Below are 24863 nucleotides of genomic sequence, written 5' to 3'. Positions count from 1 at the left end.
CGATTTGCCGCTCATCAGGCGCGTTGGGATGCGGCAGATAGGAAGATTGGCTACTCGGCGACATTACACGTCGAACGCGAGGCTGCCGACCGAGCAGAGGGTTTGCTTAAGCTGTTGTCAAGAACCCCCGCGGCTTCTCTTGCCGGTGCGGCAGCCAAGCTTGATGCTGTGTTGAGGGAAGGGCAGCCCTCGAAAGATGCTCCTGAGTTTCCCTGGCCGCAGATCCGCTCGGCGCGAGACGACCTGATCCGGATCGCCGAGGAGGTAGTGCCCGAGCAAGTGTTTCCCGAAGAATTCCGTCAGCAGCAACATTGCCTAAGGCCGGGAGAGGGCGGCTTAAGCAGCCGCAGCGGCGGCCCTCTGCCGACGAACTAAGGAGGCAGCCAGAGTTGCCACCAATGCCAATTCCTGGAGGCAAGATTTCCAAAGGTCAGCCTTCGTTGCCGTTGGAAGAGCCCCTTCTTTCACATCCTCAGCCCGGACATGGACGCCGCCGGAAGCGCAGTTGAGGTAAAGGCCGGCCAGAGTGGTTTTTGCGTCAGAAGTCAATCGACGCTAAACGGTGGTCATGCGCGCACTGCTTCTAGATCCAGATGTCGCCGACGAAGCGCCCACCTCTTCGGTCCTGACCGGATACGATGAAGAGCGTCTGCTCACCTACATCCGTCTGCTCGACGCCGCGGCCGAAGACGCCGACTGGCGTGAGGTCGCCAGGATCGTCCTGCATATCGATCCAGAGAAGGAGCCGGAACGGGCATTTCGGGCTTGGAAGACGCATCTTGCCCGCGCACGGTGGATGACAACGAACAGCTACAAGTATCTGCTCGCCGGCGGGGCGCCGCATTGACTCTCGGCGTCGCTTCGCGCTCGGCGCCATTTGGCGCTACCTTTTTGCCCGGCGCCAAGCGCCAGGACGCGCTCGAGGCGCTTCGCCGCCGTAGGACAGCGGCCAGAGGAAACGCGCGCTGGTGAGGCTCGCACAGGCAAAAATGAAAAAAGCCCGGCGCGTGGTGCAACCGGGCTTCCTTTAGACAGTGTTAGACGGTGTCGCTTCTACTCGGAACAGGCCAGCGGCTCTTATAAACTCAACAGGCTTACCTTAGCATTCCCGGTATTGGCTTCCCACTCAGCCTAAAGACGACCAGTTGAATTGCCGCCAACCATGTCCAGCGGCCCGGCGGCCGGGGGCGGGTGGCTGGGGCTCGACCGCCGGGCCTAACCGGAAAACGGGATAGGTTCGCCGGCGGGCGAACTATAGGCAGGTCTGCATCGCTGCAAACTTGGCAAAACGGCTGTGTTCGGTTGCTGCAGCTCTCAAATCGGATGAGGTCCGGAGACGAACCCGGGCATAAACACAGCCATTCGCTCGCCATATGATGGCCGTCACGCAATTACACCCAAAAGAAGTCAGGCCTTACTCCTTGAAAGCCAGAACTTACGGAGCCTGAAATCGACGTTTCCCATTGTTGGCAACGCGATGGAAAATGCCATGTCGAACGACAGGCACTACAAAGGCGAAAGACTTTCGGCCTTCGACCTCGACCTTCTGCGCGAGGCATTCAGGAATTCTGTTCGTGAGCAGAACATTCCGGCGGCCCGTTGGGCGGAACACGCCAAGCTGTTCCTCAAACAACTGCCCCACGGCGTGCCCAGCGAAGAAATTGTCAGCCGGGTCACTGGGGCAATAGGCGACACCCATCCATAGGGAAATGGCCGGTGCAGGGTTTGGGATTGGGTGCTCCGGCTCGGGCCAACAACAGTGCACCCTCGCAGACTGAACATACCCATTTCGCATCTTTCGCGACCTCCCGCAGGTAAGCGAGATAAAGTGATGCCGGGTCACTCATGATCCTTCCAAGCGCATCGGGATCGCCGCCGGGCACCCACAGGATGTCCAGTTCAGGCGTTGCCTCGAAGCTGGCTTGCGCATCGAAGCGCACCCCGCTCAAGCTGGTGACTGGCTTGCCATCGACCGACAGGAGAACTATCTCCAGCCCTTTCTTTTTGTCGACCCAGGAGAACATCTCAAGTGGACCGGCCACATCGAGCAGGTTGACGCCTTCATAGACCGGGATGCCGAGTTTCATTGAATTGCTCCTCCCTGCTCGAAATGCCCATGGCTTGCTCCTAAATCGCCGCCCGATCTTCGATATGGCTGCGACGCCGCTGCCAGAAAGGCGTGTCCCATCGCGCGGCGGCTGCATATTGGGCAGCCAGCGCCGGGATGTAGTCGGCAAAGCCGCGCGAGGCGATTGTTGCGTAGCGGGCGCAGGCGAAATCGCCACGCCCGTCAAGCATGTCCGAAGCAGCATAGGCGGCAAGGACACCTGAACGCAGCGCATGCACGATACCGCGCGACGACAGCGGGTCGGCGGCAAACAGGCAGTCGCCCGCCGCCACCCAGCGTTCGCCCGCGGCCGGATCGACCGTGGCCGTCCCCGCCGACGTCACCATCGCGGAGGTTTCACGCGCGCCGTCAGGCAGGAGCGGTGCGATGAACTGCGTTGCCGCCAGTGCGCGATACCAGGATTTCGCATCGCGCAACTCGTTGCCGAGGTCAGGATCGGTCAGGCATGCCACCACCCGGCTGCCGTCGGGCAGGTCGGCGCTGTACCACCAGCCTTCCGGCCGCGCCTCGATCACCATCCGGCAATCGCCCGGCGCCCGGTCGAAAAAACGCGTGTACGCCGCAAGGTGAGCATGCACCTGAAGCGTCGCGCCGAAGGATCGCGCCAGCCGCCAGCTGCGGCCTGTAGCCCAGATAACGGCGCCGGCGAGAATGTCCCCGTCGGCGAGTTTGAGCCGCCAACCCTGGCCTTCACGTGCGGCCGAACGCACCCTCGCGCAGCCAAGCCGCAGCTCTGTGCCTGCCGCCGCTGCTGCCTCAACCAGCAGCCGGTCGAACCGCGCTCGGTCGAGTTGCCAGCCGGCGCCTTGGGCAGAGAAAATGGTGGGCCGCTCCTGGGGCGCATCATCGGCCCAGGCTGAAACGACCGCGCGGCTCTCGACGAATGAGGCGGCAAGGAACGGCTCCCAGACGCCGAGCTGGCGCAGCAGCCCTTGCGCCACGGCCGGCAATACCTCGCCCGGTTTGGCCCGGTCGTGCCGCCCGGCCTCGATCAGCACCACGCGCTGTGCGGGCGCGTGACGGCGCAGCGTCAGTGCCGCAGCGGCACCAGCCGGTCCGCCGCCTATGATGGCAAAGTCAGCCGGCTCTGACGGCATAGAAGGATGCCACCACCCCGGCAGGATTGGTGCTTCCACCGTCGCCCGAATGCGGGATGGTGCGCACCACCGAGCCGACGATCGCCGGCACTTCCAGCCGGTCGGTGCTGTTCGGCCACACCGGCACCAGCCAGCCTATGTAGTCGTAGATCCACTCGAACAAGGTCCCAATCTGCTTTGCAGGCTATGATGCCTCCGACATCGCATGGGTTATCCCTGTTCCCGGCCTGACCGGTCTCGCCATCACATCGCGTCGCTCTTACAACCTCATAGCGCCGATTGATCGGCTCGATCTGATTTCTGCTTCAGTGTCTCATCTTCTGCGCAACTTACGCTGCAAGGTTCGGAGCATGACGCGCTTGATAGGTTTCGCCGCGCGCCATGATAGCCCACACCACGCGGGCCATCTTGTTTGCCATGGCTACGCTCGCCACGCGCGCTGGCTTCCTGGCGAGCAACGCGAGGAGGCGCGGATCCGCAGCCTCGGGCTTATGCCTTGCCCGTCGGATCAGAGAGGTCGCGCCGATCACAAGGAGCTTTCTCAGGTACCGGTCGCCCATCTTGGTGATGTACGCTGGTGCGAACAGGCGATGCGGCTCAGCCCGCTCGACGCCATGAGCTGCGTGCCGCAAGGCATTATCGGTTTCGGCAATTTTTTGTCCGGCCGCCACGAGCAGGCGATCGCGGCCGGCCGGCCGGCGGGCGGTGGAGCTAAACCCGGGCTTCAGCATCCTGCATGGCTGGCTGGCCGCTCCCCTTGCCAGGCTCGGCCGGCTCGACGAGGCGAAAGCGGCGGCCGCGCGGCTAATGTCGCTCGACCCGCACTTTACCATCGGCCACGGGTCCGTCGCCGTCGGACTTGCGCCGGATATCATCGATGACGTCACTGACGCCATGCGGATGGCAGGCCTGCTAGAATAGCAGCCCCGACGCAATTATGTCCGCTTTTGGCGGATGGACCGGATCGTCTGATTGACTGACATGCGGCGCATCGCCGCCAGGCAGCATTTGGGCCGCAAGCCGTCGCCAAGAACAGACATCCCGCTCACGATCCGACTGAGTCATGACGGCCCCCCGCTGAACGGTAGTCGACCGAAGTCAGCGGCACAATGAGCTTCGGCCATAGTGATCTGTGATCAGAGGACCGTTCGGGAATGTCTCCTAGCTGCGTGGTCACATCGAAAGGTTTCCGGGCACCGTCAGGACACAGAAGGAATCTGAAAACAACTGAGCGCAAACTGAACCGCGATTGAGACACAACTGAAACACATAGACGCGCCGGGCGACATGCACGCGAAACGTTTTGGGGGGATGGTCGAGCTTCACCAGAAACCCCGGAGCGGGGCCGATGACACCCGACCAGATTCGACTTGTCCAGGATAGTTTCCACGAGGTTCTCCCGATACGCGTGGCCGCCGCCGCCCTGTTCTATGAGCGCTTGTTCGGGATCGACTCGGACCTTCGCGCACTGTTTCTGGCGAGCGACATGCCCAAGCAAGGCGCAAAGCTGATCGCGAGCCTCGGCTTCGTCGTGCATGGACTGAACCGTGCTGACACCATCCTTCCAACCGTGCGCGAACTCGCCAAGCGTCACGTGACCTACGGCGTGAAGGAGCATCATTACCCGATTCTCGGGCAAGCGCTCATCGACACGTTGGCGGCCGGCCGCGGCGCAGCCTTCACGCCGGCGGTCCGCGAGGCCTGGGAGGCAGCCTATGCGTTGCTGGCAAGTGTGATGATCGCCGCTGCCCGAGAGGATCAGCTCGCAGCGTGAGGCATCCGATGCCGGGACAATCGGGACTTAGGTTATATTCGCGCTTTGAAACCTGACGCGCCGGTGCACAGCCCGGCGGCCGGGGTCGACGGTGGCTGTCAATTCCCCTGGTCGCGTACGCGGTTGACGGGTCCATTCCCTCGAATTCCACCGTAATTCGACGCAGGCTCAAACGCTCACTCCCCTGATCCTATCGCAATCTTCTCCCATCGACGGCGCGAATGGTCGCGTCGCGAGGATGGAGACAAAAAATGACCACTATCGATCACGCAAACTATTCCGCCTCGAGAGACAGGCTCGACGCGATCGGCTTCGCCAAATCGGCGATCCGCCTGGCCTTTCATGCATTAAAGGTGCGCAACCAGCGAGCCGCGCTCCATCAGATGCCCGACTACCTGCTCAAGGACATCGGCATCGGCCGCTCGGAGATCAATCACGTCACGTCCATGCGATTTACAATTGCCAATAGCGCGCTCAAAGCGGTCGCTTGAACGCGAAATGATGCCGATCCGCGTTGACCCGGGCCTGCTGAACAGGCTCGGCTCGACGGGCGCGAGAGGTTGCCCCGAAGTCGAGCCAGGCCTTCAACACAAGAATTATTCAACCGCGCAATCCCTGGCGATCCCATCGCCGGGGATCTTTTTTGTTTTTTGAACAAGGCCTGCATTTCTCGCACAAAGTCCGTTTCGCCGCGTGGGAACGGATGGATCAAAGCAAATTCCACGAACGCAACCACACTCGTTCAAACGCTGCATCATCAGAAGGGAGCGGTCCGGCAAACCCGCCGCACCATTCTTGGAGATGACAAATGCAACACACCACCAAAGTCTCAAGACCACCGTTGAACGGCGTCGACACGCCGAACCTTCTTGCCACGATCAACTTTGTCGCCGGACAGCCTGAACTGGCCAAGTTCCAGTTTCGTGCCCGCAACGACTGGGTCGAAGGCACCCACAGCCGCAGCACGATGCTCGGCTTCCACGGCGCCGGTCAGGAACAGAAGCATGTGAAGGCCTATGTCGCCGACAGCGATCACCCCAGCATCCTTTGCGGCGAGGACGCCGGCCCTACCCCGGTCGAATGGCTGCTGCATGCGCTCGCCAGTTGCCTGATGGCCGGCGTGGCGAACATAGCCGCCGCCAGAGGCATCAAGCTGACCAAGGTGCAGTGCTCCGTTGATGGCGACATCGATCTGCGCGGCATTCTCGGGATTTCTGACGAGGTCCGAAACGGCTTTCAGAACATCGCAGTGGCTTTCGAAATCGAGGGCGATGCGCCGTCGGAGAAGCTTCAGCAACTGGTCGAGCAGGCACGAGCACGGTCCGCGGTCTTCGACGTGCTGACGAACGGTGTTTCCGTTTCGGTCGGTGTCAAAACCATCCAGTGATCCACCCGGAAGGACGGTTCGGACGGGTGTCTGAACCGTCGTCCTCCAAAGCTGATGGAAACAATATGGAACAGGCTGACGTTGTCATCGTCGGCGCTGGCCAGGCGGGCATCGCCTTGAGCCATTGCCTTCGAAAACGCGGAGTCTCGCATGTCGTTCTGGAGCGCGGGCGCATTGGCGAACGGTGGCGGTCCTCGACATGGCGTTCGCTCCGCCTTTTGACGCCCAATTGGCTGAACGCGCTGCCAGACTCCCCTTATCGTGGCTCTGAACCCGACGGCTACATGACGCGCGACGCGTTTGTGGAAACCCTGGTCGGCTATGCCCATCAATCGCAGGCGCCGGTGCGCTCGTACGTCGATGTCTTGTCGTGCGAACAGGATGGGCAAGGCTTTAGGCTGAAGACGACCGCCGGCGACTGGTCGGCGAAAGTCGTCGTTGTGGCCACCGGTCATTGCGACGTGCCAAGCATGCCCTTCCCGCCGCATGCCGGCGCGGATCAACCGGTCAGCATCCACGCTTCGCAGTACCAAAGTCCCGACGAGCTTACGTCAGGCGGCGTGCTGGTGGTCGGCGCGTCGTCGTCGGGCGTCCAGATCGCCGACGAGCTGCGACGCAGTGGCAGACGCGTAATCCTGTCCGTCGGCAAACACACGCGTTTGCCGCGCATCTGGCGAGACAAGGATATCTTCTGGTGGCTCTACCATATGGGATTCATGTCCCAGCGGCTGGACGATTTGACAGATCCCGACAGCGCCAGGCGACAGCCTTCACTTCAACTTGCCGGTCGGGCGGATCGCTCCAATGTCGATCTGGCGACCCTTCAGGGCATCGGAGTCGAACTCACCGGGCGGTTGAACGGCATCTCGAACGGGACAATTGGCTTTGCCGATGATCTCAAAGATAGCGTCACAGCGTCGGACGCCAAGCAGGACCGGCTCCTTCGCCAGGTCGACCAGTTCGCAGGTCACAAATCCATGGCCTGCGCGCCCGCTCTGATCGAGGTGCCGACGAATTGCCTCAAGCGCCTGTCGTTCGCGAACGACGACATCGGCACCGTCATATGGGCGACCGGCTACAGCCGCTCGTTTTCATGGCTGAAACTGCCGGCCTTCACCGCCGATGGCGAACTGGCCCACAAGGACGGGATAACGACCGTCGCCGGCCTCTACGCGCTTGGCTTCCGCTTTCTGCGGAAGCGCGACTCCAATTTCATCGGAGGCGTTGGAGCGGACGCACAAGCGATCGCCGCCCACGTCTCAGACTATCTCGGTCAGAGCGGCCTTAAGGCTGCGTAAGGACATTCCAATGCGTTCCAACGTTCTCCCCCTACATTCTTACTACGACGCCATCATCGTCGGCGCGCGGTGCGCCGGAGCCGCAACCGCGATGCTGCTTGCGCAAGCGGGGCTGCGGGTGCTCGCCGTCGACCGCCAGTCCTATGGATCCGACACGCTATCTACTCACGCGCTGATGCGACCAGCCGTCATCCAGCTCTCGCGTTGGGGCCTGCTCCAACCGCTGATCCAAAGCGGTTCGCCGGTGATCAGGTCCACCACTTTCCACTATGGCGAGCAGGAGGTCACGGTGCCCATCCGGGCCGAGCCAGATATGCCGGGCCTGATCGCTCCACGCCGCACGGTGCTTGACCGCATGCTGGTCGAGGCGGCACGCGCGGCGGGCGCGACGGTTCTGCATGACACTGCGGTCCATGATCTCGTGTTCGACCCACATGGCCGCGTACGCGGCGTCACGTTCAGGGATGCCGCCGGCCAAACTCGCGAGGCAAGCGCCGACCTCGTGATTGGAGCAGACGGGCTCGGCTCGTTTGTCGCTCGCAAGGTCGAGGCACGGACGCTGGTGCAGGGGCGGTGCTCGGTGGCACATGTCTTCGGCTACACACCCGCGCCGGCGTTCTCGGGATACCACTGGTATTTCGGCCGGAACCTATCCGGCGGTGTGATCCCGACGAATGACGGGCTTGCCTGTATCGTCGCCTCCGTTCCGACCGAACGGTTTGACACAGAGTTCCGTTTCGATCTTTCCACCGCACAGCGTGCCCTGTCAGCGCTGGCACCCGGATTGGGATCGCGGGTCTTCGGCAACGGTGGCGAACGTCTGAAGGCCTTCCGCGGCACGCCCGGCCGATTGCGGCAGGCATACGGCCCTGGCTGGATGCTGGTCGGCGATGCCGGCTTCTTCCGCGATCCGCTGACCTCGCATGGTATTTCCGACGCCCTGCGTGATGCCGAAGGGGCCGCGACGGCAATACTTTCCTGTCGCGAGTTCCGCATTGCGGGAGTTCCAGGAAGTACGCGACAGCCTCGCACTGTCCATCCTTGAGACCACGGACGCCATCAGTGCCTTCGACTGGTCCCTTGAAGAGCTACCTGAACGCCACAAGCGCTTCAGCGAGGCGATGAAATCCGAGGTCGCTGTGCTCTTGGCCCGGGCGGCGCGCGATCACGAGGTTCCGCCTCTCCCGCAAGGGCTAGTGACGTCGCAGCTAGAGGCAATCTGAAGCACAAACCAAGGAGCAAGACTATGCAAACGATCACACGATCCGGATGGTCCGGAGTTCGGTTCGGAAAACCGGAAGTCGGGGCCAGTGCGGAGCGAAGGCGCATCACTCGGGCCAGCGACATCATTGCGTTCAGCGACATGACCGGCGACAGAAACCCACTCCACTACGATGATGTCCTGTCCGCCCGCACCGTATTCGGCCGTCTCATAGTTCAGGGCGGTGTCACTTCGGGCCTTCTCAACGCTCTGGTCGCCGAGGACTTGCCAGGACCCGGCAGCGTCTTTCTTGGCGTCGAGTGGAAGTTCCTCAAGGCCGTCGGTATCGGCGAGGAGATCGTCGCACGCGCGGAGGTGCTTAGCGTGCGGGAAGACAAGGCGATCTGCACGCTGTCAACCACCGTCGCAAACTCGGCAGGCGAGATTTGCCTGTCCGGCACGGCAACGACCTACACTGTGCCGCTCGATTAGCCGCCATAGGCTGCCGGGCGGCTCGCATTTCCATGCTCTCCCACACGCTGTCTCCAACGGGCGGATCGCATGTTCGAGGAACTTAGCGGAATGGTCCGCTGCAAACCAAGGAGCCAACTTATGAACATCTCATTCGGTATCTATGCAACCCCGTCATCCACTCTGTGGAAGGACATCCGCAAGGGTCCGCCGCTCGAGGCAGTCCGGGAGCATCTCGACCGGGTGGTTAACTTCAGACGCCTTTGCGAGATCGCTCGCAGGGCCGAGGTCCGGTGACGGAGTCCGGGTCAAATGCGATGACGGGCGTGAAGACACGCCCGTCATCGGTTTGGGTGTTGCGAACCCAAATGCTTCGTCGCTAATGTAAGGCCGATCATACGGTTAGGACGACCGGATTGAGCTCGGCTTTCGAAGTCAGGGTCTTTGGCGACCTCACGGTTCGCCGTGACGGCGAGCCTGTGGCCCTAACGCAATCGCGCAAGACGCGGGCGTTACTCGCCTATCTGGCCGTGCAGCAAAAGCAGCAGCGCCGCGAGTGGCTTTGCGAGATGTTCTGGGACGTCCCCGATGATCCTCGGGGCGCGCTGCGTTGGAGCCTTTCGAAGCTGCGCCAGATCCTAAACGCCGACGGCGAGACCCGGCTTGCGGCCGATCGCAACGTGGTTCAACTGAAGCCGGGATCAATCTGGCTCGATTACGGTCTAATCAGGGGCCTGTCGGTCGATGCGGTTGGTTCGCTTCCCACCGAGCGTCTGGAAGCAATAGCCGCGGCTTTCGCCGGAACGTTCTTGTCGGATCTCTATCTGCCTCGCTGCCAAGCGTTCGAAGCCTGGCGGGTCTACTGCTCGAACGAGACCGAGATTCTGCACCTGAAGGCGCTACGCGCCCTGATCGATCGCCTTGGCGACGAGCCTGAGCGGGCGCTTCCCCACCTGCACACGCTGCAGTCACTTCTTCCGGACAATGATCTAGCAGACGAGATCGCCCGCATTAACGAGCGGGCCCGTGTTGCCGTCACCGCTCGCCCGATCGCAACTGGCACGACCGCCGGACCTGGTAGCCGACCGTCAGCGGAACCTCTGACGCCGGAGCCTGCGCGCGATCTCACACTGCCGCCTTCGACGAGGATCTCGTCAGGCAAGCAGCAAATACGCTACGTCAATGCCCGCGACGGCACCCGGATCGCCTATGCCATCAGCGGATCCGGGCCAGCGATCGTGCGCGCCTCGCACTGGATGTCCCATCTCGACTTCGATTGGGAGAGCCCAGTTTGGGGACATTGGATCGATGCCCTGTCCAGCGGCTTCACACTCGTGCGCTACGACGGGCGCCTGAACGGCCTTTCCGACACAGTCTGCCAGGATGTTTCTTTCGATGCCTTCGTCAAGGATCTCGAATGTGTCGTAGAGGCTGTGGGCCTCGACCGTTTCGTCCTCCTTGGAATATCGCAAGGCTGTGCAATCTCGGTCGAATACGCCATTCGCCATCCCGAGAAGGTCGCGGGTCTCTTGATTTGGGGAGGATATGTTCGTGGATGGCGAGCGCGCGGAAATGCGGCGGAGATCGTCAGACGCGAAGCAATCGCGGCGTTGATGCGCCAGGGCTGGGGCCAGGACGACCCATTGTTCCGTCAGATGTTCACCAACCTGTTCATCCCCGGCGCCAATCGCGTGCAGATGGATTGGTTCAACGAGCTGCAGCGCCGGACGCTCACACCGGAAAATGCGTTGCGGTTGAGCTCTGCCTTTGCCGACATTGACATATCGCGATCGCTTGAATGGCTGCATGTGCCAGCGCTCGTCCTGCATGCCAACGGCGACCGGGTCGCGCCTTTCTCGGAAGGTTTGGAGCTCGCCAGATCGATAACTGGTGCCCGGTTCGTCGAACTGGACAGCGCCAATCACATCCTTTTTGCCGAGGAACCCGCGTTCCGCAACTTCATTCTCGAGGCGTCGGCATTTGCCAACGAGGCGCTTCAGTCGCAAACGGTCGATGCGGTCGACCCGAGGACCCGGCGACAGGCAACGATCCTGTGCGCCGATTTCCAATACGCGGAACAGGTGGTGGAGGGCCTACCTCCTGACGTCGCGCTAGAGCGGGTCGATCCTTTCCTCACGCAGGCCACCGCACTTGTGCGCGACAACGGAGGAACGGTTCTGGCGATTTCCGAGAACGAACTGGTCGCGTCGTTCGGCGCGCCCGAGCCGCTCGAAGGACATGCGGCACTTGCCTGCCGGACCGCACTCGCGCTGCGCGAGCTCGCGCTCCGCCACGCCAATTGGATAACCGGGGTTCGTGCTGCCCTGGACACGGGCATCGTGATCGTCGGCCCGTCGCGCGAGCAGGCTTCGGAGGTGCGCGGCGGACCGGTGTCCGTGGCCCACACGCTGAGCCAGGCGCTGGGGCGCGATATCGTGGTGGCAACCGCCAGGACCCGGGCATCTGCTGGCGGCTTCGTCAGCATGGAAGCGCTGGCAGCGCCACTTCTGTCGGAATACCCGAAGAACCTGCGGCTCTTTGAAGTGACCGAGATCAGGCGGGGCCGCTCGCGGTGGCAGTTGCGCGCCGCAACGCAGCTGTCGCCCTTCGTCGGCCGCGAGATGCAGCTGCAGATTCTGAACAAGGCCTGGCATGACACGTCCGATGGCGAAGGCCAGACGGTTTTCGTGGTTGGCGATCCCGGTCTCGGCAAATCGCGCGTCACACATGAATTCGTTGGCGCCATCCCCCATGATGACGCCGAGAACCTGGAAGTCGGCGCGCTGGAGACGGACCTGCGCAGCGGTTTCGTCGTGGTTCGGAAACTGCTGCAGTCCTTGTTCGGCGTGGGCGACACCGAAGCGCCGGCGATCGCAATCGAAAAGGTGCTGGCCGCGCAAAGCGCGCGGGGGTTCGATAAGCTGCTCCTCGATCCGATCATGGCAATCATGGAGCTGCCCGTTCAGGCCCCCAACTGGGACATCATTTCCGGCCAGGAGCGATCCCGGCGCATGCAGGAGGCAGCGGTTGGGCTTCTGCTCTTCCTTGGCCGCGGGAAGCCCGTCGTTCTCCTGGTCGAGGACCTTCATTGGATTGACGCCGAGAGTGAGGGGATCCTGGTGCGGCTGGCGCAGGCACTGCCCACTGTCCGCTGCCTGCTTATCCTGACCTGTCGACCGGAATACGATCGCAGCGCCTTCGCCGCTGCAGGGGCCTCCGAGATCCGCCTGCCGGCTTTCAATACGGCCGAAGCAGCATCATTCCTTGACTACCTGGTTGGCAGGGACCCTGAGCTCGCGCGGCTCCGCGGTGCAGTCGGGGAGGCGTGCAAAGGCAATGCATTGTTCTTGGAAGAGACCGTCCACGCTCTCGCCGAGACCGGCAAGCTGGAAGGGCATCCGGGCCGCTACCGGCCTTCTGGCGAGGTCGACGAGATCGTCGTTTCGGCTAACATCCAGACAATCGTCGACGCTCGCTTCGAACGTCTCGACAAGGATTCGAAGCGGGTGGCCGAGGTCGCCTCGATCTTCGGCGGAGAGATTCCGGTGCCCTTGCTACGAAGGATGGCGACGCTGTCGAGCCTGCGCTTCGATGCCACCCTCGAGAATTTGAAGAAGGCCGATCTCCTAATGGAGCTTCAGGTTTTTCCTGAGGCTTTCGTCCGCTTCAAGCACGTCCTCATCCGAACTGCTGTGTCAGGACGTATCGTATCGTCGGCGCTCATCGAGCTCCACAGGACTGCGCTTGCCGAACTGAAGGCCTATTACGCCGACCGGCTTGAGGAGCACAGCGAGCGCCTGGCCAGACACGCGCAACAGGCTCACCTCTGGGCCGAAGCCGTCGGCTATCTTCTGATCTCGGCACGCAAGGCGATCAGGCGGTCGGCACACGCCAGTGCACTTGAGCAGCTGGACCTTGGGGTCAGGCTGCTGAGGAGCAACGATGTCGCTGACGCCGACGAGCAAGAGATCGAGTTCCAGCTCGCGAGGGGCGTGGCCCTCATGGCCGCTCGCGGCTGGGGTGCGGCCGAAGTGCTCGCCGCGTTCGAGCGTGCCGAGGAACTTTGCGGTAAGATCGGCGACCAGGCGCGTCTGTTCACGGCGCTGCGCGGGAGAGCCCAATACTACATGCTCAGCGGTAAGCCGGCAGCGGCGCAAGAGCTGGCGTGCCGATGGGCTGGCATGGTCAAGGACGACAGCGATCCCGGTCTCGCGATCGAGACCGAGCACATGTTCTGGACAAACAATTTCTTCCTTGGGGAGACCGCGGCGGCCCAGAACCATGCGGAACGCGCCATCGGCCTCTACGACCCCGACCGCGATCATTATCTGACGTACAAGTACTCCGGTCATGACCCGGGCGTCTGCTGCCGCTGCTTCGCGGGGTTGTCGGCTTGGCTGGCCGGCGAGCCGGATAAGGCGAGGCTACGGTGCGAAGAAGCAATCGGACTCGCTGGACGTTTCGAGCATCCGCTGAGCATGGCGCTTGCGTATTGGGGTACGAGCTACCTCCACATGTTCGCGGGCGCCCCTGAGGCCGCGCTTCGGGCGGCCGAAAGCGAGCTGCAGATAGCAGAGAAGTTCCAGTTGCCGCTCCTTGTCGGCCAAGCCGCGTTCCAGGTTGGATGGGGGCAGTTCCGGCTTGGGGAACGGGAGGCCGGCCTGCGCGGCATGGAGGAAGCCATATCTGCCATCCGCCGGACCGGCGCTGAAATGGGGCTGCCCTATCTGATGGGCCTTTACGCCGAAGCGCTGGGCGACAGCGGCAGGCTGGACGGCGCTCGCAAGTCGGTTGAAGCTGCCCTCGAGCTCGGCCGCTACAACGGAACCTATTTCCAGCTCGCCGAAGTACTTAGGATCGAAGCCTGTATCCGCCAAAAGAGCGGTGGCGGACCTGAAGAGATCGAGAAGATGCTCCACCAGGCTGCGAACGTCGCCACCCTGCAGCGTTCCGCGATTGGCCAACTGCGTATCGCGGTGGAACTTGCTCGCTGTCTTCGAAGCCATGGAGATGTCGAGAAAGCGCGTGAACTTATCGCGCCTTACGGCGAGCTTATTGGCAAGCTCGCCGACAGCCAGGATGGGCGCGCGGCGCGTGAGTTCTTCTAGCCAACGTGGCTCCGTGACGCGTGCCCAGCAACCGCGCCGCCCGCCACTACGGCCGGGAGCGGGAGCCATCCACCGCCACGAAGACCGCTGGATTATCGAACACAAGCGCGCCCTTGGCCTGCTAGGCCGGGACGTGAACACCAACTGCGCGCCGGCTCATTTCAAATGCGCCGAGGTTAAGACACACACCCAGGACTTGCCGCGGATCAGGAAGGCCAAGCGCCAGCAGGCCCGGCACGAAGGCACAAAAAAGCCGGCGCGAGGGTTTCAGACCCCAGCCGGCTATTCTTTCGACTGGAACCGCAGACGCTACGTGGCGACGGTCTAGCGTCCGTTCCCCCGCTTTGGCGGCGGCTTGCCTGCGCCGGATTCGCGTGATCTCCTACGCAATGTGCCAACGATCTGGGGCTCTTCGTATGACGGATGACATTTACGTGCGGGCATATCGCAGCGGCGGAGTTGACGCGGTCAACTCGCTTCTCGCCGAGCTATTCCCGAACGAACAGGCGCGGGTGCGGGAAGCCGATCAACTCCAGAAGACGGGGTTATGGGAGATCGACTGGCATTACAGCTCTCGCGGCGGCGGCGTCGGCAGACGCAATCTGGTAATTGTGAAGGCATACCTGGGCGACGACTAAAGCAAATGGTGCACAAATGCTTGTCCCGCTTTACATCGCCGCGATCACCGCCTCGATGCTCGTCGGCGCGGTCTGGCGCTATCGGCAATCGCGACATGGTCGGCATGGCGGCTTGTCTTCTGATGGCTGGGATGGGCGCCTACGTCCTGTTTCGCTAGCGCCGCTGCTCGGGCGTCAAGGCATGGTTTGTGAAAACCAAATTGCGGTCAGGGCGCCCCGCGTCCCGGCACGGCTGGCAGAACAGCACCTTGATCAGATCCCAGTGCAGCCGTGGTCGTCGCCTAAGCGCCGGGCCAGCGCCGGCACGTCGAGCACAACATGACGCCGGCACGTAATGCAATCGACTGACAGGCCCGTGCCGATCTGCAGCTTCTTGCCGAGCGTATCCTCGACGAAGGGGAATTTCATGGTCATGGGAAGGCGATCTCCGTTGAAGGGTTCGCCGCAACGGTGAGGATTATATTCCTAATTATATACTTGACGTACCGGAAAATTTTCCTATGACTGAGTTGAGACAGGCCGGCACGAAATTGGAAGCCCTATTTGAAAGGGCTTATGCTACTTGGCGCGATCTTTTGGTTGAGGATGATCCGAACGGTGCTGACGGTGCCCCATGTGAGAGCCGATTCCTGATTGGCACCAGAACATTTTCTAGGATGTCCAATCGCTTTTTCAGGTTCGGACCGATGCCGTGGCGACGCTTGGTAAGTTGGCGAAATCGTTCCAACTTCACGCGGACATCCATACCTTTCGTGATGATCTGGAAGTCCTCTAAATCGTGCATCCCGGCTAAAAATGCGATACATGAGGTAATGTGCATCTCGACCATGGCGTACGCGGCTAAGAACGCTCCAGTCACGATGTAGTAGGCTTGGTCGTTCTGATCGACCTGACCGTCAATGAGCTTGTAAAGGGCTTCTTTGTCCATGACGTCTCTCAAAGATAACAAAGACCAGGAAAAGGGCGACGAGGTATTGCGCCGCCTGTTGAAGACGCCGCCGAAGCCAAAGGAATCCAAGGCTAAGGCAAAGCCGAAACCGGACCCGAAGCGGCGTGTCAGTTCAAAGTAGAGGAACCGGCGCTCAAGTTTGGTTGCGGTTGCTCGGCCATCTCAAGAGCCTTGGTCAGCGCCTGCATAAGGTGACGGGCGGCGGTGGGACTGCACCGCAGGCGACCGGTAGCCACGAAAGACGAGATAACGGCATCTTCACTGGGGGTGAGTATTCGGGCGGCCAGTTCAATCTGGATAGCGCCGGCAGTTGTGCCGAAGGTTGGAGCCACATCGAAGTAGACAAAGGGAGCCGAGTTGGAGTCTCGGTAGAGTGGTACTTTGGGTGCTTCGATGGTATCGGCCATAACGATTCCTTTCATTGAAGGCCGAACCCTATTTCCTTTTTCGCAAACGTAGGAGTTGTTTCGCCTTCTGCTTAAGCGTGACCGGCTTCACCAATCCGCCGATAGGTAAGGCGCTTGTCGCGGGCCATGCGAAATCGGCAGCGCGTTCTGCATCCGAGACTTTCAGAGCCGCGCGGCGATTGTAGCGGAAATCGAACTCGGCAAGGTAGCGGTGCAAATGAGCTTCGCCACAGTGCTGGTAGACGCCGACCATGCCGCGCTTGAAGACTGAGAACACGTTTTCGATGGTGTTCGTGTGGACGATGCGGTCGGCTTCGTAGCGAACGTATTCGCCGCCAGTGTGCTTCACAGTCGCGTGGCTTGCGAACTCTTCGCCGGTGAACGTGTAGAAGTTGGACTCGTCGGTCATGAGCGTTGATTTGCGGTCGGCATTGCGGACCAGCACATCGCGGACAGACGCAGTGGTGGCGCGCTCGACATGGAAGGACCGAACAGAGCCGCCACGCTCGACCAGCGCCACGATAGAACGCTTGGACGAGTTGGACGGCTTGCCGCGAATGGTGCGCTTCACAACCCTGTCCTTGGGTCCATAATAGGTCTCGTCGGCTTCCACGATCTTGCCTTCGCCGCCAAGCGGACCAGACGACTTCACATCTTCCTTCATCGCCTCACGGATGCGGTGCGCCATGAACCAGGCGGTCTTGTAGGTGACGCCAAGCATACGGTGCAGCTGGTGAGCGCTCATGCCCTTCTTTGACGAGGCGTAGAGATGCGAGGCCAGCACCCACTTGTGCAGGCCGATCTTGGAACGCTCGAACACGGTGCCGACCGTGACAGAAAACGGCAGGCGGCATTCGTTGCACTTGTAGACGCCGGGGCGAGTGGACTTGCCCGCAAGCTTGGTAATGCGCTCAGGATTGGCATTGCCGCAATGAGGGCAGAACGGACCGTGAGGCCAATGGATAGCCTCCAAATGTTCGCGGGCCTTGTCGGCGTCGTGGTAAATTTGGTTGGTCAGATCGAACATTGCGGTAACTCCTTACATTCGTTATCGCAAAATCCGTCTGGTACGTCAAGTATATAATTAGGATTATATTCCTGAAAGGGCTGAGCCGTGCAAGCAGGAAACAGCGTTGGGTGCAGCTTAGGTCGATGAATTAGGCGCTTCAACGCTTATGCCCGGATTCGACTCTGGCTCATCCGATTTGAGGGGAAGCCGAACACCCCCGTTTTGCCGAGTAGCGGTGATGCTTGACCGGCCTATAACCCTCGCCAGCCGGCCTGCCTTGCCGGTTAGGCCCGGCGGTCAAGCCAAAGCGCCCCAGCCCCCAGCCCGCCGGGCCGCTGCAACGGTACAGGGCCAGTGGAGCCTTAAGGCCCGGCGAACTAGGGCACTCAGTCTTAGTTGAGAGATTTGCAATATGCCCATAACTTAGGCATCGCGGGGCCGCATACCCAACCCGCAATGGCCGGCGCGGGCACCCCCCAAAGGATCCCCCCTGCGCCGGCCGCTACCTTTCAAGCTGCCCGCTTGAACTTGTTGCCTGGCTGCGCGATTGTTGAAGCTGCCCAAGGCCGCACAAAGAACGCCTAGCCATGACAACCTATTCCACCGACATCGAACGGGTCGAACAACACATCCGCGATATTGAAGAGCGGGTGGAGCGTCAGCAAGAAGTAGTCAATCAGGCAGAGGCGAGCGGCCTACCAGCCGACAGGGCGCACAACTTCCTATTGTTTCTCAAGCAATCGTTGGGCATGAGCCGCGACCATCTAGCGAGGCTCATAGCGGATGAGATCATGGCGACCAGATCGCCGGACAACGACGCCGACGTGGGTCTGTGATTTCAAACTGAGACACTTCTCTATTCGGCGTGTTGAGGTCAAGCGCTATCGAGCTTTTCCGTGTCTCCGGCGTTTTGACGTCTTTCGCAGGGCCTTGCTTCTCTCCGGGATCGGCGTTTCGCCCTCCCAGTATGGGGTCAGGAGAATGAGGCGGCACAATCTACCAAGCGTCTTGATCGCATGTTGCAATCGGTACGAGTGTCTCAGCGAACTCGCCTCATCCATCGTCCTGCGCGAAGGACGTCCGTCCGCCAGCGAGCGGAACTCTCTGTCTCTCTCCTTCCCAGCCTTCTGGATCAGATGGCTGACGCCATGGTTTCCCGCGTCCAGCGGAACTCGGTGCCGTCCAGCCACATGCGATGCATGACGACTCCCAGGCGACGTGCGAGCGCGACAATTGCTTTGCGCATCCCGCGCCGCTTGGCGACGTTCATCGCCCAGGCCTTGAGCCACGACCATTTCGTCACGCGAGTCATCAGCGTTTGGGCAGCCTCATAGAGCAACGTCCGCATCATGCCGTCCCCACACAGGGATATGCATCCAACGCGCTTGCTTTCCCCGGACTCGTTGAGCTTCGGCGTCAGTCCCAGGATAGGCCCCACCGCCTTGGAGCTTCTGAACCGCTGCGGAATGTCGATTGTCGCGGCATAGGCGAGCGCCACCATGGGGCCGACACCGGGAACCGTCATCAAGCGCCGGCATGTCGCATCATTCCTGGCGATCGTGAGCACTTTTTTGTGCAGGCGAGCAAATTCGGCACGCAGCTTCCGCCGGGCGGCCAGCAGCGGCTCCATGATCTCTTCGAGATCGGGCATGCCTTCGACGAGCTCGCAAATCCGCTCCTCGAACTTCACCGTTCCCACAACACCGACCTTGAGGCCGAAGTTGCGCAGAAGACCGCGGATGTCGTTCTCGATGGCGATCGCCTTTCCCTGCAGCAGCTTGCGGGCCGTCAAGAGTGCCCGCCGCTTCTGGCTCGTGAGTGTCTTCACATGCACCGGGCGGTACAGGTTGACCCGCATCATCTGCGCGATGCCGCGCGCGTCATTGCGATCCGTCTTGTTCGGCTGCGCCTTCAGGAACGCTTTCACATGACGCGTCTCGATGCAGATGACCGGCAACCCGGCGCACGCCAGCCCCTCAAAAAGCCATTGCGACAAGGGCCCGGCCTCGAGACCGACCCGTTCAATGTTCAAGGCAGGATCCTTCAGGACGGCGAGGAGATCGTCGGAGTGGCTGACGACCTTCACCGGGTGGCGCTGTCGAACGGCCTACCCCGCGCATGTCGAAGGCAATCACGGTGAAGGTCTTCGCCAGTCGCGGCATGATTTTGTGGTAGGCGTACCAATCCTGCGGAAATCCGTGCACAAGAACTACCGCAGGCCCTGTTCCGCCGCGCACGTAGTGGAGCGTCGCGCCATTTGCCTTGACGGTGCCTGAGATAAACCCTTCTCCGAGCGTGGCCGGTTGTGACTCAATCCGCTCTTTGTTTGCTGTCTGCGCGAGAGCGACAGTGCCGAACCCGGTAAGAACCAGGACGATGAACGCATTCAAGATGCTCGTTCGAACTGACATTGGCTTCTCATTCTCCGAACAACGCCGACACCATCCGCCTTCTCAAAGCTCGGCGACAACTGCCCGTTGCACGCTGCCGTCATCGTCGCCAGCATCCGGCTTCGATTGCGGCTCGTGCCCGTCGTCGTTCCCGACGCCTCGCAGCAGGATCGTTGCCAGCGTCGCTGCAGCCAATGCAACGGCAGCGCAAATGATGACCGTTGTCTCGAACGCCTGGCTGAACGCTTCGCGAGCCGCGCCGAGCAACACCGTACCAGTGTCATCCGGCAGTTGCTGGGCTGCGGCCAAGGCACCGCCAAGCGTGTCCCGTGCGACGTTTGCGGCCTGATGAGGCACGCCGGCAGGAACGGCGCTGGCCATCGCGCTGCGATAAATGGCGGTGACGATGCTCCCCAGGATGGCGATGCCGAGCGCGCCGCCCAGCTCGGAACTGGTCTCCGCGATCGCCGACGCGGCGCCCGCTCGCTCTGGAGGCGCCGTTCCGACAATCAGGTCTGTTGCCAAGGTAAACACCGGTGCAAGACCTAGGGAGAACAGGACATATCCTGTCACAAGCGCCCCCAAACCATTGGGGCCGGCGACCTGCGTGAGCACCGCGAACCCGATGGCTGCAAGCACAAGGCCGCCAGCCATCACGTATGCCGGACGCACCCATCGCACGAGCAGCGGAGCCAACTGGGAGCCGACAATAAACCCGGCGCCCGATGGTGCGGTCCACAATCCGGCCTCCAGAGGCCCCATCCCCAATACGAGCTGCAAGTACTGAGCAATGAAGAGAAAGGTGCCGAACGCAACGAAGAAGCCGAGCAGGTTGACGGCAAGAGACGCGCTGAATGCGGGTGACCGAAACAGTCTTAGATCGATCAGCGGATCATCAAGCCTTAATTGCCGGTGCACGAATAGAGCGCCCAAGGCGAGACCGACGATGATGATTAGTGCGGCGAACCAGACCGCAACCCCCTCGGCCATCTGCTTGATGCCGTAGATCGTCGCCAGCACAGCGATCAACGACAACGCCGCACTAACGAGATCAAATTGGCGCGCACTGGGATCGCGAAACTCCGGCAACAGTAACGGGCCGACGCCGAGCAGGAGCAGCATTATCGGCACGTTCAGCAGAAACACGGAGCCCCACCAGAAGTGCGCGAGCATCACTCCGCCTAGCAGTGGGCCGATGGCACCGCCGGCGGAGAAGCTGGCGATCCACACGCCGATGGCGACCCTCCGCTCCTGCGGAGCGTGGAACATGTTGCGGATGAGGGAGAGCGTCGACGGCGCCATCGTGGCTGCGGCCAGGCCGAGCAGCGCCCGGGCCACGATTAGCATCACAGCGCTGGTCGAGAACGCGGCGAGCACCGAGGCCAATCCGAAGGCGGCGGCACCGATCAGCAAGAGCCTGCGCCGGCCAATGCGGTCGCCTAGTGTCCCCATGGTGATCAGCGCGCCAGCGATCAGGAAGCCATAGATGTCGACGATCCACAACAGCTGGGAGCTCGACGGCTTCAGGTCCGCGCTCAAGTGCGGGACCGCCAGGTTCAGCACGGTGAGGTCCATGGAGTAGAGCAGGCACGGCAGGGCGATGACCGCGAGCCCGATCCAATCTCGCCGGGTGGCCCTAGGTGTGGCGGCGGAGGAGCTCATCTACCTTCTCGTTTCGAGGAAAGTTGTTGAAGACCTTGCACAGCGTTACTAATCCACGCTCATGCCGCAGGTCAGGTTTGCTACCGTCCCCGTTATCGCGGCGGCATTATCGGAGGCCAAAAAGGCCGCCGTGTTGGCGACATCCGCCAACGACGGCAGCCGCTTGAGGAGGGTCCAGCCCTCGATCAAGCTCCGGAACTCTTCCGCCCCACCGACAGGAAAATCTGGATCTGGTCCAAGGGTCTCTCCAATGCGATGTGGCCGAATGCATACGACACGAATGCCTTGCGGTCCCAACTCCGCCGCCAGCGTGCGAGACAGCCCTTCGATCGCCGCGCAGGCAACGCCAAAGCCGGCCGTCGAGGCCAACGCCAGCCGCGCGGGCGAAGCCGAAAGTGTGAGAATGACGCCGGAGCGCCTTTGCGCCATATGTCGCGCCGCGGCCCGTGCTGTCAGGAATTGAGTGGTCGTCCATGTCACGATCGGAAAGACGAAATCGTCTCGCTTTAGATCGACCAGCGGAACGCCCTGCACGACACTGAAGCCGATGGCGTTGAAAACCACATCGATGCGACCCGCCTTCCGGGTCACTTCGGCGGCGTGCTGTTCTATCGCATTCTCATCGAGTGCATCGACGCTTGCCACCTCAGCTTCACCGCCGGCAGCAACAATATCCCTCGCCACAGCTTCGACCGGCACAGCGTTGCGACCGCTGAGAAAGACTTTCGCGCCTTCGCAGGCAAAGGTTCGCGCCACGGCGCCACCAACTGATCCTCCCGCGCCATAGATCACAGCGACTTTGTCCCTCAGCAGCATGGTGCTCTCCGTCAGCTATTCAGATGACTGCAATGGAAACGAGTGATGCTCATGCGCGACGGCCCATTGGCCGTTCGGCTTGCGGAGACCAATGGTGAGACGGAGGCGGTTGTCGGGATCCTTCCTGAGCTCCTCATCGGTTCCGCAACGGAGCAGAGCGTGCGCGAACGCGACATCGTTCCCGGCAGTGACGTCGAGCGAGACGATCTCGAAAACGGCGCCCTGTTTCTGATACTTGAAGAAGGGCGGCCATGTGTCGCGATAGGCCGCCTTGCCTCGCACTTCGTTTGGGGGCGGCACATCAAACATCACGATGTCGTCGGTGTGATCGGCAAGAACACTGTCCATGTCGCAGGCGTGCACCGCCTTCGCCCAACGTTCGATCAGCGTGCGGATTTCAGCTTCGTTACTGCTCATTGTTCGCCTCCTTCTTGGTAGCCAAACCACCTTCTGCGCCTTGAGTAGATCCACGAGATGCCTCTATAGTTGGCAGCGCTATCACTGCATCTTCCCGTCTATGCGCCGATCGCTGGCCCTTGGTATTCGAGACAAGCATTCGCCGGTGACGACCAGGGCGACGCCGAGCAGCACCACGTCCTTGATCAGGAATTGACCAAGCGGATTAAGAGCAGGAAACCCGCCGAGGCGCGTCTCCCATGCCGGAAGTACGGCGAGCAGCGAAGACGTGACAAGAAACGTGGCCGCCGCGAGCGCGCCGCCTGCCACGCCGGCGCGCGGCGACCAGGGCGACGCCACCAACAACAACGCAGCCGCGATTTCGACCACGCCGAGGAGCTGAGAAGCGCCAGACTCGCCGAACGCGGGATACAGCCAGGCGAGCCATGGCGCACCGTTGATGAGAGGCTTGAGCGCCTCCGCCTCGACGGACGTGAACTTCAATCCACCAATAAGTAGAAGGGGAAGAACGACGCCGACAAGAGCAACAACGCGGCCTAAGCGCTCGATCGAATGCGCGGCGCTACCTAGAGCAGAGGGACCACTAGCGAGCGCGCCGGCCGTCGAACTCTCATGTGAAGGTGACATCCTATTTTCTCCTCCTGACGGTTGCTCACGAAGAGCTCACGCAAAGGACGATTGAAGTCGCGTTGCGCCGACAGGGCGCTAACATTTTTGTTTGGGGCGTCCACTGTCCACGCCCCGTGCAGTCAACGATTTTCACACAAAAGCGGCGTGGTCACCTGACATCAAGCCTCTCGATCGCGACTATGGAATTGTGCTCCTATCTGCGCGCCTTCTGCGCTGCGTCAGCCCCTATCGTTCGCCATGTGTGCGTCGAGCTTGCGGAAGCATTCGCTCCAGCCTTCGGTATTGTTGTCCCGTCTGGCAGGCGTCTCGAAGCCCGTCTCGCGGAGCGGATTGCACTGACCGCAGCACCGACCCTTCGGCGTGTCCGCGCGCTCGAAGGGGCCGGCGTCATCACACGCTACGTCGCCCTGCTCGACCCAGAGCGGGTCGGGCTCGGTGTGCGGGTCAAGGTCGACGTGCGGCTGTCCTCCTACCTACTACCAGACGCGCGATGCGATCGACGCCTTCTCCAACTTGGTCTCGGCCATGCCCGAAGTCCTCGAGTGCATGATCCTATTCGGCGAATGGGATTTTCAGTTGACGGTCGTCGCGCGCAATGTCGAGGACTACCAGCGCTTCGTGCTCGACAAGTTGGCCAAGCTGCCCGGAATCGCGACGTACCGCTCCACTCTGATTATGCGCGTGGTCAAGCACACGACCGTCCTGCCGGTGTAAATTCGGTTGCCTGCTCACACGGCCGCTTTTGCGCTGTCGGTCCGTTCGTCTCGTCGAGGCGAACGGCAGGGTTCCACCCGATCGAGACATCCATGACGATCCGTGGCAAGGGCAGCCTCGGGTCAAACCTTCGCATTCGCGAACGGTACGGTTGCGCCAGTTGCGGACCTTCCGGCAGTCCGCACGAACCTCCGGAACGGGTCGGAAATTCCGAGTACGCGTTGCGGTACCGTTCCAAGGCCGCGGTCAGAGCGTTCGATACATCACAAAGGCGTCCACGTACCCAAGAAGTGGGTGCTCGAAGGCCTGCGGGATCGTTCCGACAACGGCGAATCCCAGCCGGCGCCAAAGCCTGACCGCACGTTCGTTCGAACTGACGACAAGATTGAATTGCATCGCTCGGAAGGCACGCTGAGCGGCTTGCTCCAGAGAGTGCCGGCACATCGCTGTCGCGACGCCACGGCCGCTTGATCCCGGCGCAGTCATGTAGCCACAGTTGGCGACGTGGGAGCCGCCTCCGAGTTGATTAGCGTGCAGATAATAGGTTCCAAGCATGCGTCCCTCCCCCTCCGCGACGAACACGTCGTGATCCGCGAGAAACCAATACGCCAACGCGTCGGAGCGGCTCCAATCGCGCGGCAAGGCGTAGGTATCCCCCGCACGTAGAATGGGCTCAAGGATGCTCCAGATTGCGTCCGCATCGGTGGGTTCGGCGGGGCGAATGGTCAGCAAGACCGAACTCCTAACGGCGAGCGAAGTTGCCTCCA

25 protein-coding genes and 4 pseudogenes are annotated in these 24863 nt (G+C 61.6%); 14 read left to right on the top strand and 15 right to left on the bottom strand.

The window, feature by feature from the left end:
* The first annotated feature begins 568 nt into the window (after positions 1–568).
* The gene (locus AC1RUK_RS33350; RefSeq protein ID WP_481840503.1) at positions 569–847 is read left to right on the top strand and encodes a DUF2285 domain-containing protein; all 279 of its coding nucleotides are present in this window, start codon (positions 569–571) and stop codon (positions 845–847) included.
* Positions 848–1489: 642 nt separating this feature from the next.
* On the top strand, positions 1490–1705 hold the full coding sequence (locus tag AC1RUK_RS33345) for a hypothetical protein (RefSeq protein ID WP_481840502.1): 216 nt from the start codon (positions 1490–1492) through the stop codon (positions 1703–1705).
* On the opposite strand, the gene AC1RUK_RS33340 is transcribed toward AC1RUK_RS33345, so the two are convergent.
* The 4 genes and pseudogenes from AC1RUK_RS33340 to AC1RUK_RS33325 all read right to left on the bottom strand — a co-directional run.
* Positions 1674–2087, bottom strand: a complete 414-nt coding sequence (locus AC1RUK_RS33340; RefSeq protein ID WP_481840501.1) for a DJ-1/PfpI family protein — start codon at positions 2085–2087, stop codon at positions 1674–1676. The two genes, AC1RUK_RS33345 and AC1RUK_RS33340, sit on opposite strands and share 32 nt — an antisense overlap.
* A 40-nt stretch (positions 2088–2127) precedes the next feature.
* Positions 2128–3225 carry an NAD(P)/FAD-dependent oxidoreductase gene (locus AC1RUK_RS33335; RefSeq protein WP_481840500.1) on the bottom strand — a complete coding sequence of 366 codons (1098 nt, stop codon included), beginning with the start codon at positions 3223–3225 and terminating at the stop codon, positions 2128–2130.
* Positions 3206–3388 carry a hypothetical protein gene (locus AC1RUK_RS33330; RefSeq protein ID WP_481840499.1) on the bottom strand — a complete coding sequence of 61 codons (183 nt, stop codon included), beginning with the start codon at positions 3386–3388 and terminating at the stop codon, positions 3206–3208. The genes AC1RUK_RS33335 and AC1RUK_RS33330 overlap by 20 nt, the downstream gene beginning before the upstream one ends.
* Before the next feature lie 166 nt (positions 3389–3554).
* Positions 3555–3794, bottom strand: a pseudogene (locus AC1RUK_RS33325) (IS110 family transposase); the annotation flags it as partial.
* A 136-nt stretch (positions 3795–3930) separates the two neighbouring features.
* Here AC1RUK_RS33325 and AC1RUK_RS33320 point away from each other — a divergent pair.
* The 10 genes from AC1RUK_RS33320 to AC1RUK_RS33275 all read left to right on the top strand — a co-directional run bounded on the left by AC1RUK_RS33320 (position 3931) and on the right by AC1RUK_RS33275 (position 15102).
* Positions 3931–4146 carry a hypothetical protein gene (locus tag AC1RUK_RS33320; RefSeq protein WP_481840498.1) on the top strand — a complete coding sequence of 72 codons (216 nt, stop codon included), beginning with the start codon at positions 3931–3933 and terminating at the stop codon, positions 4144–4146.
* Positions 4147–4573: 427 nt separating this feature from the next.
* Positions 4574–4999, top strand: a complete 426-nt coding sequence (locus AC1RUK_RS33315; RefSeq protein WP_481840497.1) for a globin family protein — start codon at positions 4574–4576, stop codon at positions 4997–4999.
* Between the two features lie 251 nt (positions 5000–5250).
* The gene (locus tag AC1RUK_RS33310) at positions 5251–5490 is read left to right on the top strand and encodes a DUF1127 domain-containing protein (RefSeq protein WP_481840496.1); all 240 of its coding nucleotides are present in this window, start codon (positions 5251–5253) and stop codon (positions 5488–5490) included.
* A 317-nt stretch (positions 5491–5807) separates the two neighbouring features.
* Positions 5808–6386 carry an OsmC family protein gene (locus AC1RUK_RS33305; RefSeq protein ID WP_481840495.1) on the top strand — a complete coding sequence of 193 codons (579 nt, stop codon included), beginning with the start codon at positions 5808–5810 and terminating at the stop codon, positions 6384–6386.
* 65 nt (positions 6387–6451) lie between these two features.
* Positions 6452–7684 (top strand): flavin-containing monooxygenase, encoded by a 1233-nt coding sequence (locus AC1RUK_RS33300; RefSeq protein WP_481840494.1) that lies wholly within the window; start codon positions 6452–6454, stop codon positions 7682–7684.
* Positions 7685–7694: 10 nt separating this feature from the next.
* On the top strand, positions 7695–8729 hold the full coding sequence (locus AC1RUK_RS33295) for an NAD(P)/FAD-dependent oxidoreductase (protein WP_481840493.1): 1035 nt from the start codon (positions 7695–7697) through the stop codon (positions 8727–8729).
* Between the two features lie 318 nt (positions 8730–9047).
* Entirely contained in the window at positions 9048–9377 is a 330-nt protein-coding gene (locus AC1RUK_RS33290; protein ID WP_481840492.1) for a MaoC/PaaZ C-terminal domain-containing protein, read from the top strand.
* Between the two features lie 120 nt (positions 9378–9497).
* Complete coding sequence (locus tag AC1RUK_RS33285; protein ID WP_481840491.1) at positions 9498–9653, top strand: hypothetical protein; 156 nt, start codon at positions 9498–9500, stop codon at positions 9651–9653.
* A gap of 119 nt (positions 9654–9772) precedes the next feature.
* Positions 9773–14464 (top strand): alpha/beta fold hydrolase, encoded by a 4692-nt coding sequence (locus AC1RUK_RS33280; protein WP_481840490.1) that lies wholly within the window; start codon positions 9773–9775, stop codon positions 14462–14464.
* A 416-nt stretch (positions 14465–14880) separates the two neighbouring features.
* A complete protein-coding gene (locus AC1RUK_RS33275; protein WP_481840489.1) occupies positions 14881–15102 on the top strand; it encodes a hypothetical protein in 222 nt (73 codons plus the stop codon).
* A 252-nt stretch (positions 15103–15354) separates the two neighbouring features.
* On the opposite strand, the gene AC1RUK_RS33270 is transcribed toward AC1RUK_RS33275, so the two are convergent.
* From AC1RUK_RS33270 to AC1RUK_RS33255, 4 genes and pseudogenes are all read right to left on the bottom strand, one after another.
* Positions 15355–15516, bottom strand: coding sequence for a hypothetical protein (locus AC1RUK_RS33270; RefSeq protein ID WP_481840488.1), 162 nt, complete (start codon positions 15514–15516; stop codon positions 15355–15357).
* Positions 15517–15655: 139 nt separating this feature from the next.
* Entirely contained in the window at positions 15656–16030 is a 375-nt protein-coding gene (locus AC1RUK_RS33265) for a hypothetical protein (protein WP_481840487.1), read from the bottom strand.
* A 128-nt stretch (positions 16031–16158) separates the two neighbouring features.
* Entirely contained in the window at positions 16159–16458 is a 300-nt protein-coding gene (locus tag AC1RUK_RS33260; protein WP_481840486.1) for a hypothetical protein, read from the bottom strand.
* 71 nt (positions 16459–16529) lie between these two features.
* Positions 16530–17485 (bottom strand): annotated as a pseudogene (locus tag AC1RUK_RS33255) (IS1595 family transposase).
* A 569-nt stretch (positions 17486–18054) separates the two neighbouring features.
* On the opposite strand from AC1RUK_RS33255, the gene AC1RUK_RS33250 reads away from it, so the two are divergent.
* On the top strand, positions 18055–18303 hold the full coding sequence (locus AC1RUK_RS33250) for a hypothetical protein (protein ID WP_481840485.1): 249 nt from the start codon (positions 18055–18057) through the stop codon (positions 18301–18303).
* Between the two features lie 296 nt (positions 18304–18599).
* Here the strand turns inward: AC1RUK_RS33250 and AC1RUK_RS33245 are convergent.
* The 6 genes and pseudogenes from AC1RUK_RS33245 to AC1RUK_RS33220 all read right to left on the bottom strand — a co-directional run.
* Positions 18600–19553, bottom strand: a pseudogene (locus AC1RUK_RS33245) (IS110 family RNA-guided transposase); the annotation flags it as partial.
* Positions 19489–19629 carry an alpha/beta fold hydrolase gene (locus AC1RUK_RS33240; protein ID WP_481840566.1) on the bottom strand — a complete coding sequence of 47 codons (141 nt, stop codon included), beginning with the start codon at positions 19627–19629 and terminating at the stop codon, positions 19489–19491. The pseudogene AC1RUK_RS33245 and the gene AC1RUK_RS33240, both read right to left, overlap by 65 nt.
* 291 nt (positions 19630–19920) lie before the next feature.
* Entirely contained in the window at positions 19921–21519 is a 1599-nt protein-coding gene (locus AC1RUK_RS33235; protein WP_481840484.1) for an MFS transporter, read from the bottom strand.
* 48 nt (positions 21520–21567) lie between these two features.
* Positions 21568–22335, bottom strand: a complete 768-nt coding sequence (locus AC1RUK_RS33230; RefSeq protein WP_481840483.1) for an SDR family NAD(P)-dependent oxidoreductase — start codon at positions 22333–22335, stop codon at positions 21568–21570.
* Positions 22336–22365: 30 nt separating this feature from the next.
* A pseudogene (locus tag AC1RUK_RS33225) lies at positions 22366–22752 on the bottom strand (YybH family protein); the annotation flags it as partial.
* A gap of 81 nt (positions 22753–22833) precedes the next feature.
* Positions 22834–23379 carry a DUF417 family protein gene (locus tag AC1RUK_RS33220; RefSeq protein WP_481840482.1) on the bottom strand — a complete coding sequence of 182 codons (546 nt, stop codon included), beginning with the start codon at positions 23377–23379 and terminating at the stop codon, positions 22834–22836.
* A gap of 528 nt (positions 23380–23907) precedes the next feature.
* Between AC1RUK_RS33220 and AC1RUK_RS33215 the strand changes: the two genes are divergently transcribed.
* Positions 23908–24096, top strand: coding sequence for an Lrp/AsnC ligand binding domain-containing protein (locus tag AC1RUK_RS33215; protein WP_481840481.1), 189 nt, complete (start codon positions 23908–23910; stop codon positions 24094–24096).
* A gap of 246 nt (positions 24097–24342) precedes the next feature.
* On the opposite strand, the gene AC1RUK_RS33210 is transcribed toward AC1RUK_RS33215, so the two are convergent.
* Entirely contained in the window at positions 24343–24825 is a 483-nt protein-coding gene (locus tag AC1RUK_RS33210) for a GNAT family N-acetyltransferase (protein ID WP_481840565.1), read from the bottom strand.
* Between the last annotated feature and the right edge of the window lie 38 nt (positions 24826–24863).

Source organism: Mesorhizobium monacense (assembly GCF_056781675.1).
The sequence above is the reverse complement of the archived record's forward strand: the minus strand, read 5'-3'. Positions and strand labels throughout refer to the sequence as shown.

Bases quoted from the DNA above. Each gene is read 5' to 3' on its own strand.
- AC1RUK_RS33350 (WP_481840503.1), top strand. From the start codon at position 569: ATGCGCGCACTGCTTCTAGATCCAGATGTCGCCGACGAAGCGCCCACC.
- AC1RUK_RS33345 (WP_481840502.1), top strand. From the start codon at position 1,490: ATGTCGAACGACAGGCACTACAAAGGCGAAAGACTTTCGGCCTTCGAC.
- AC1RUK_RS33340 (WP_481840501.1), bottom strand. From the start codon at position 2,087: ATGAAACTCGGCATCCCGGTCTATGAAGGCGTCAACCTGCTCGATGTG.
- AC1RUK_RS33335 (WP_481840500.1), bottom strand. From the start codon at position 3,225: ATGCCGTCAGAGCCGGCTGACTTTGCCATCATAGGCGGCGGACCGGCT.
- AC1RUK_RS33315 (WP_481840497.1), top strand. From the start codon at position 4,574: ATGACACCCGACCAGATTCGACTTGTCCAGGATAGTTTCCACGAGGTT.
- AC1RUK_RS33310 (WP_481840496.1), top strand. From the start codon at position 5,251: ATGACCACTATCGATCACGCAAACTATTCCGCCTCGAGAGACAGGCTC.
- AC1RUK_RS33305 (WP_481840495.1), top strand. From the start codon at position 5,808: ATGCAACACACCACCAAAGTCTCAAGACCACCGTTGAACGGCGTCGAC.
- AC1RUK_RS33300 (WP_481840494.1), top strand. From the start codon at position 6,452: ATGGAACAGGCTGACGTTGTCATCGTCGGCGCTGGCCAGGCGGGCATC.
- AC1RUK_RS33295 (WP_481840493.1), top strand. From the start codon at position 7,695: ATGCGTTCCAACGTTCTCCCCCTACATTCTTACTACGACGCCATCATC.
- AC1RUK_RS33290 (WP_481840492.1), top strand. From the start codon at position 9,048: ATGACCGGCGACAGAAACCCACTCCACTACGATGATGTCCTGTCCGCC.
- AC1RUK_RS33285 (WP_481840491.1), top strand. From the start codon at position 9,498: ATGAACATCTCATTCGGTATCTATGCAACCCCGTCATCCACTCTGTGG.
- AC1RUK_RS33275 (WP_481840489.1), top strand. From the start codon at position 14,881: ATGACGGATGACATTTACGTGCGGGCATATCGCAGCGGCGGAGTTGAC.
- AC1RUK_RS33270 (WP_481840488.1), bottom strand. From the start codon at position 15,516: ATGACCATGAAATTCCCCTTCGTCGAGGATACGCTCGGCAAGAAGCTG.
- AC1RUK_RS33265 (WP_481840487.1), bottom strand. From the start codon at position 16,030: ATGGACAAAGAAGCCCTTTACAAGCTCATTGACGGTCAGGTCGATCAG.
- AC1RUK_RS33260 (WP_481840486.1), bottom strand. From the start codon at position 16,458: ATGGCCGATACCATCGAAGCACCCAAAGTACCACTCTACCGAGACTCC.
- AC1RUK_RS33250 (WP_481840485.1), top strand. From the start codon at position 18,055: ATGACAACCTATTCCACCGACATCGAACGGGTCGAACAACACATCCGC.
- AC1RUK_RS33240 (WP_481840566.1), bottom strand. From the start codon at position 19,629: ATGCCGCGACTGGCGAAGACCTTCACCGTGATTGCCTTCGACATGCGC.
- AC1RUK_RS33235 (WP_481840484.1), bottom strand. From the start codon at position 21,519: ATGAGCTCCTCCGCCGCCACACCTAGGGCCACCCGGCGAGATTGGATC.
- AC1RUK_RS33230 (WP_481840483.1), bottom strand. From the start codon at position 22,335: ATGCTGCTGAGGGACAAAGTCGCTGTGATCTATGGCGCGGGAGGATCA.
- AC1RUK_RS33220 (WP_481840482.1), bottom strand. From the start codon at position 23,379: ATGTCACCTTCACATGAGAGTTCGACGGCCGGCGCGCTCGCTAGTGGT.
- AC1RUK_RS33215 (WP_481840481.1), top strand. From the start codon at position 23,908: ATGCCCGAAGTCCTCGAGTGCATGATCCTATTCGGCGAATGGGATTTT.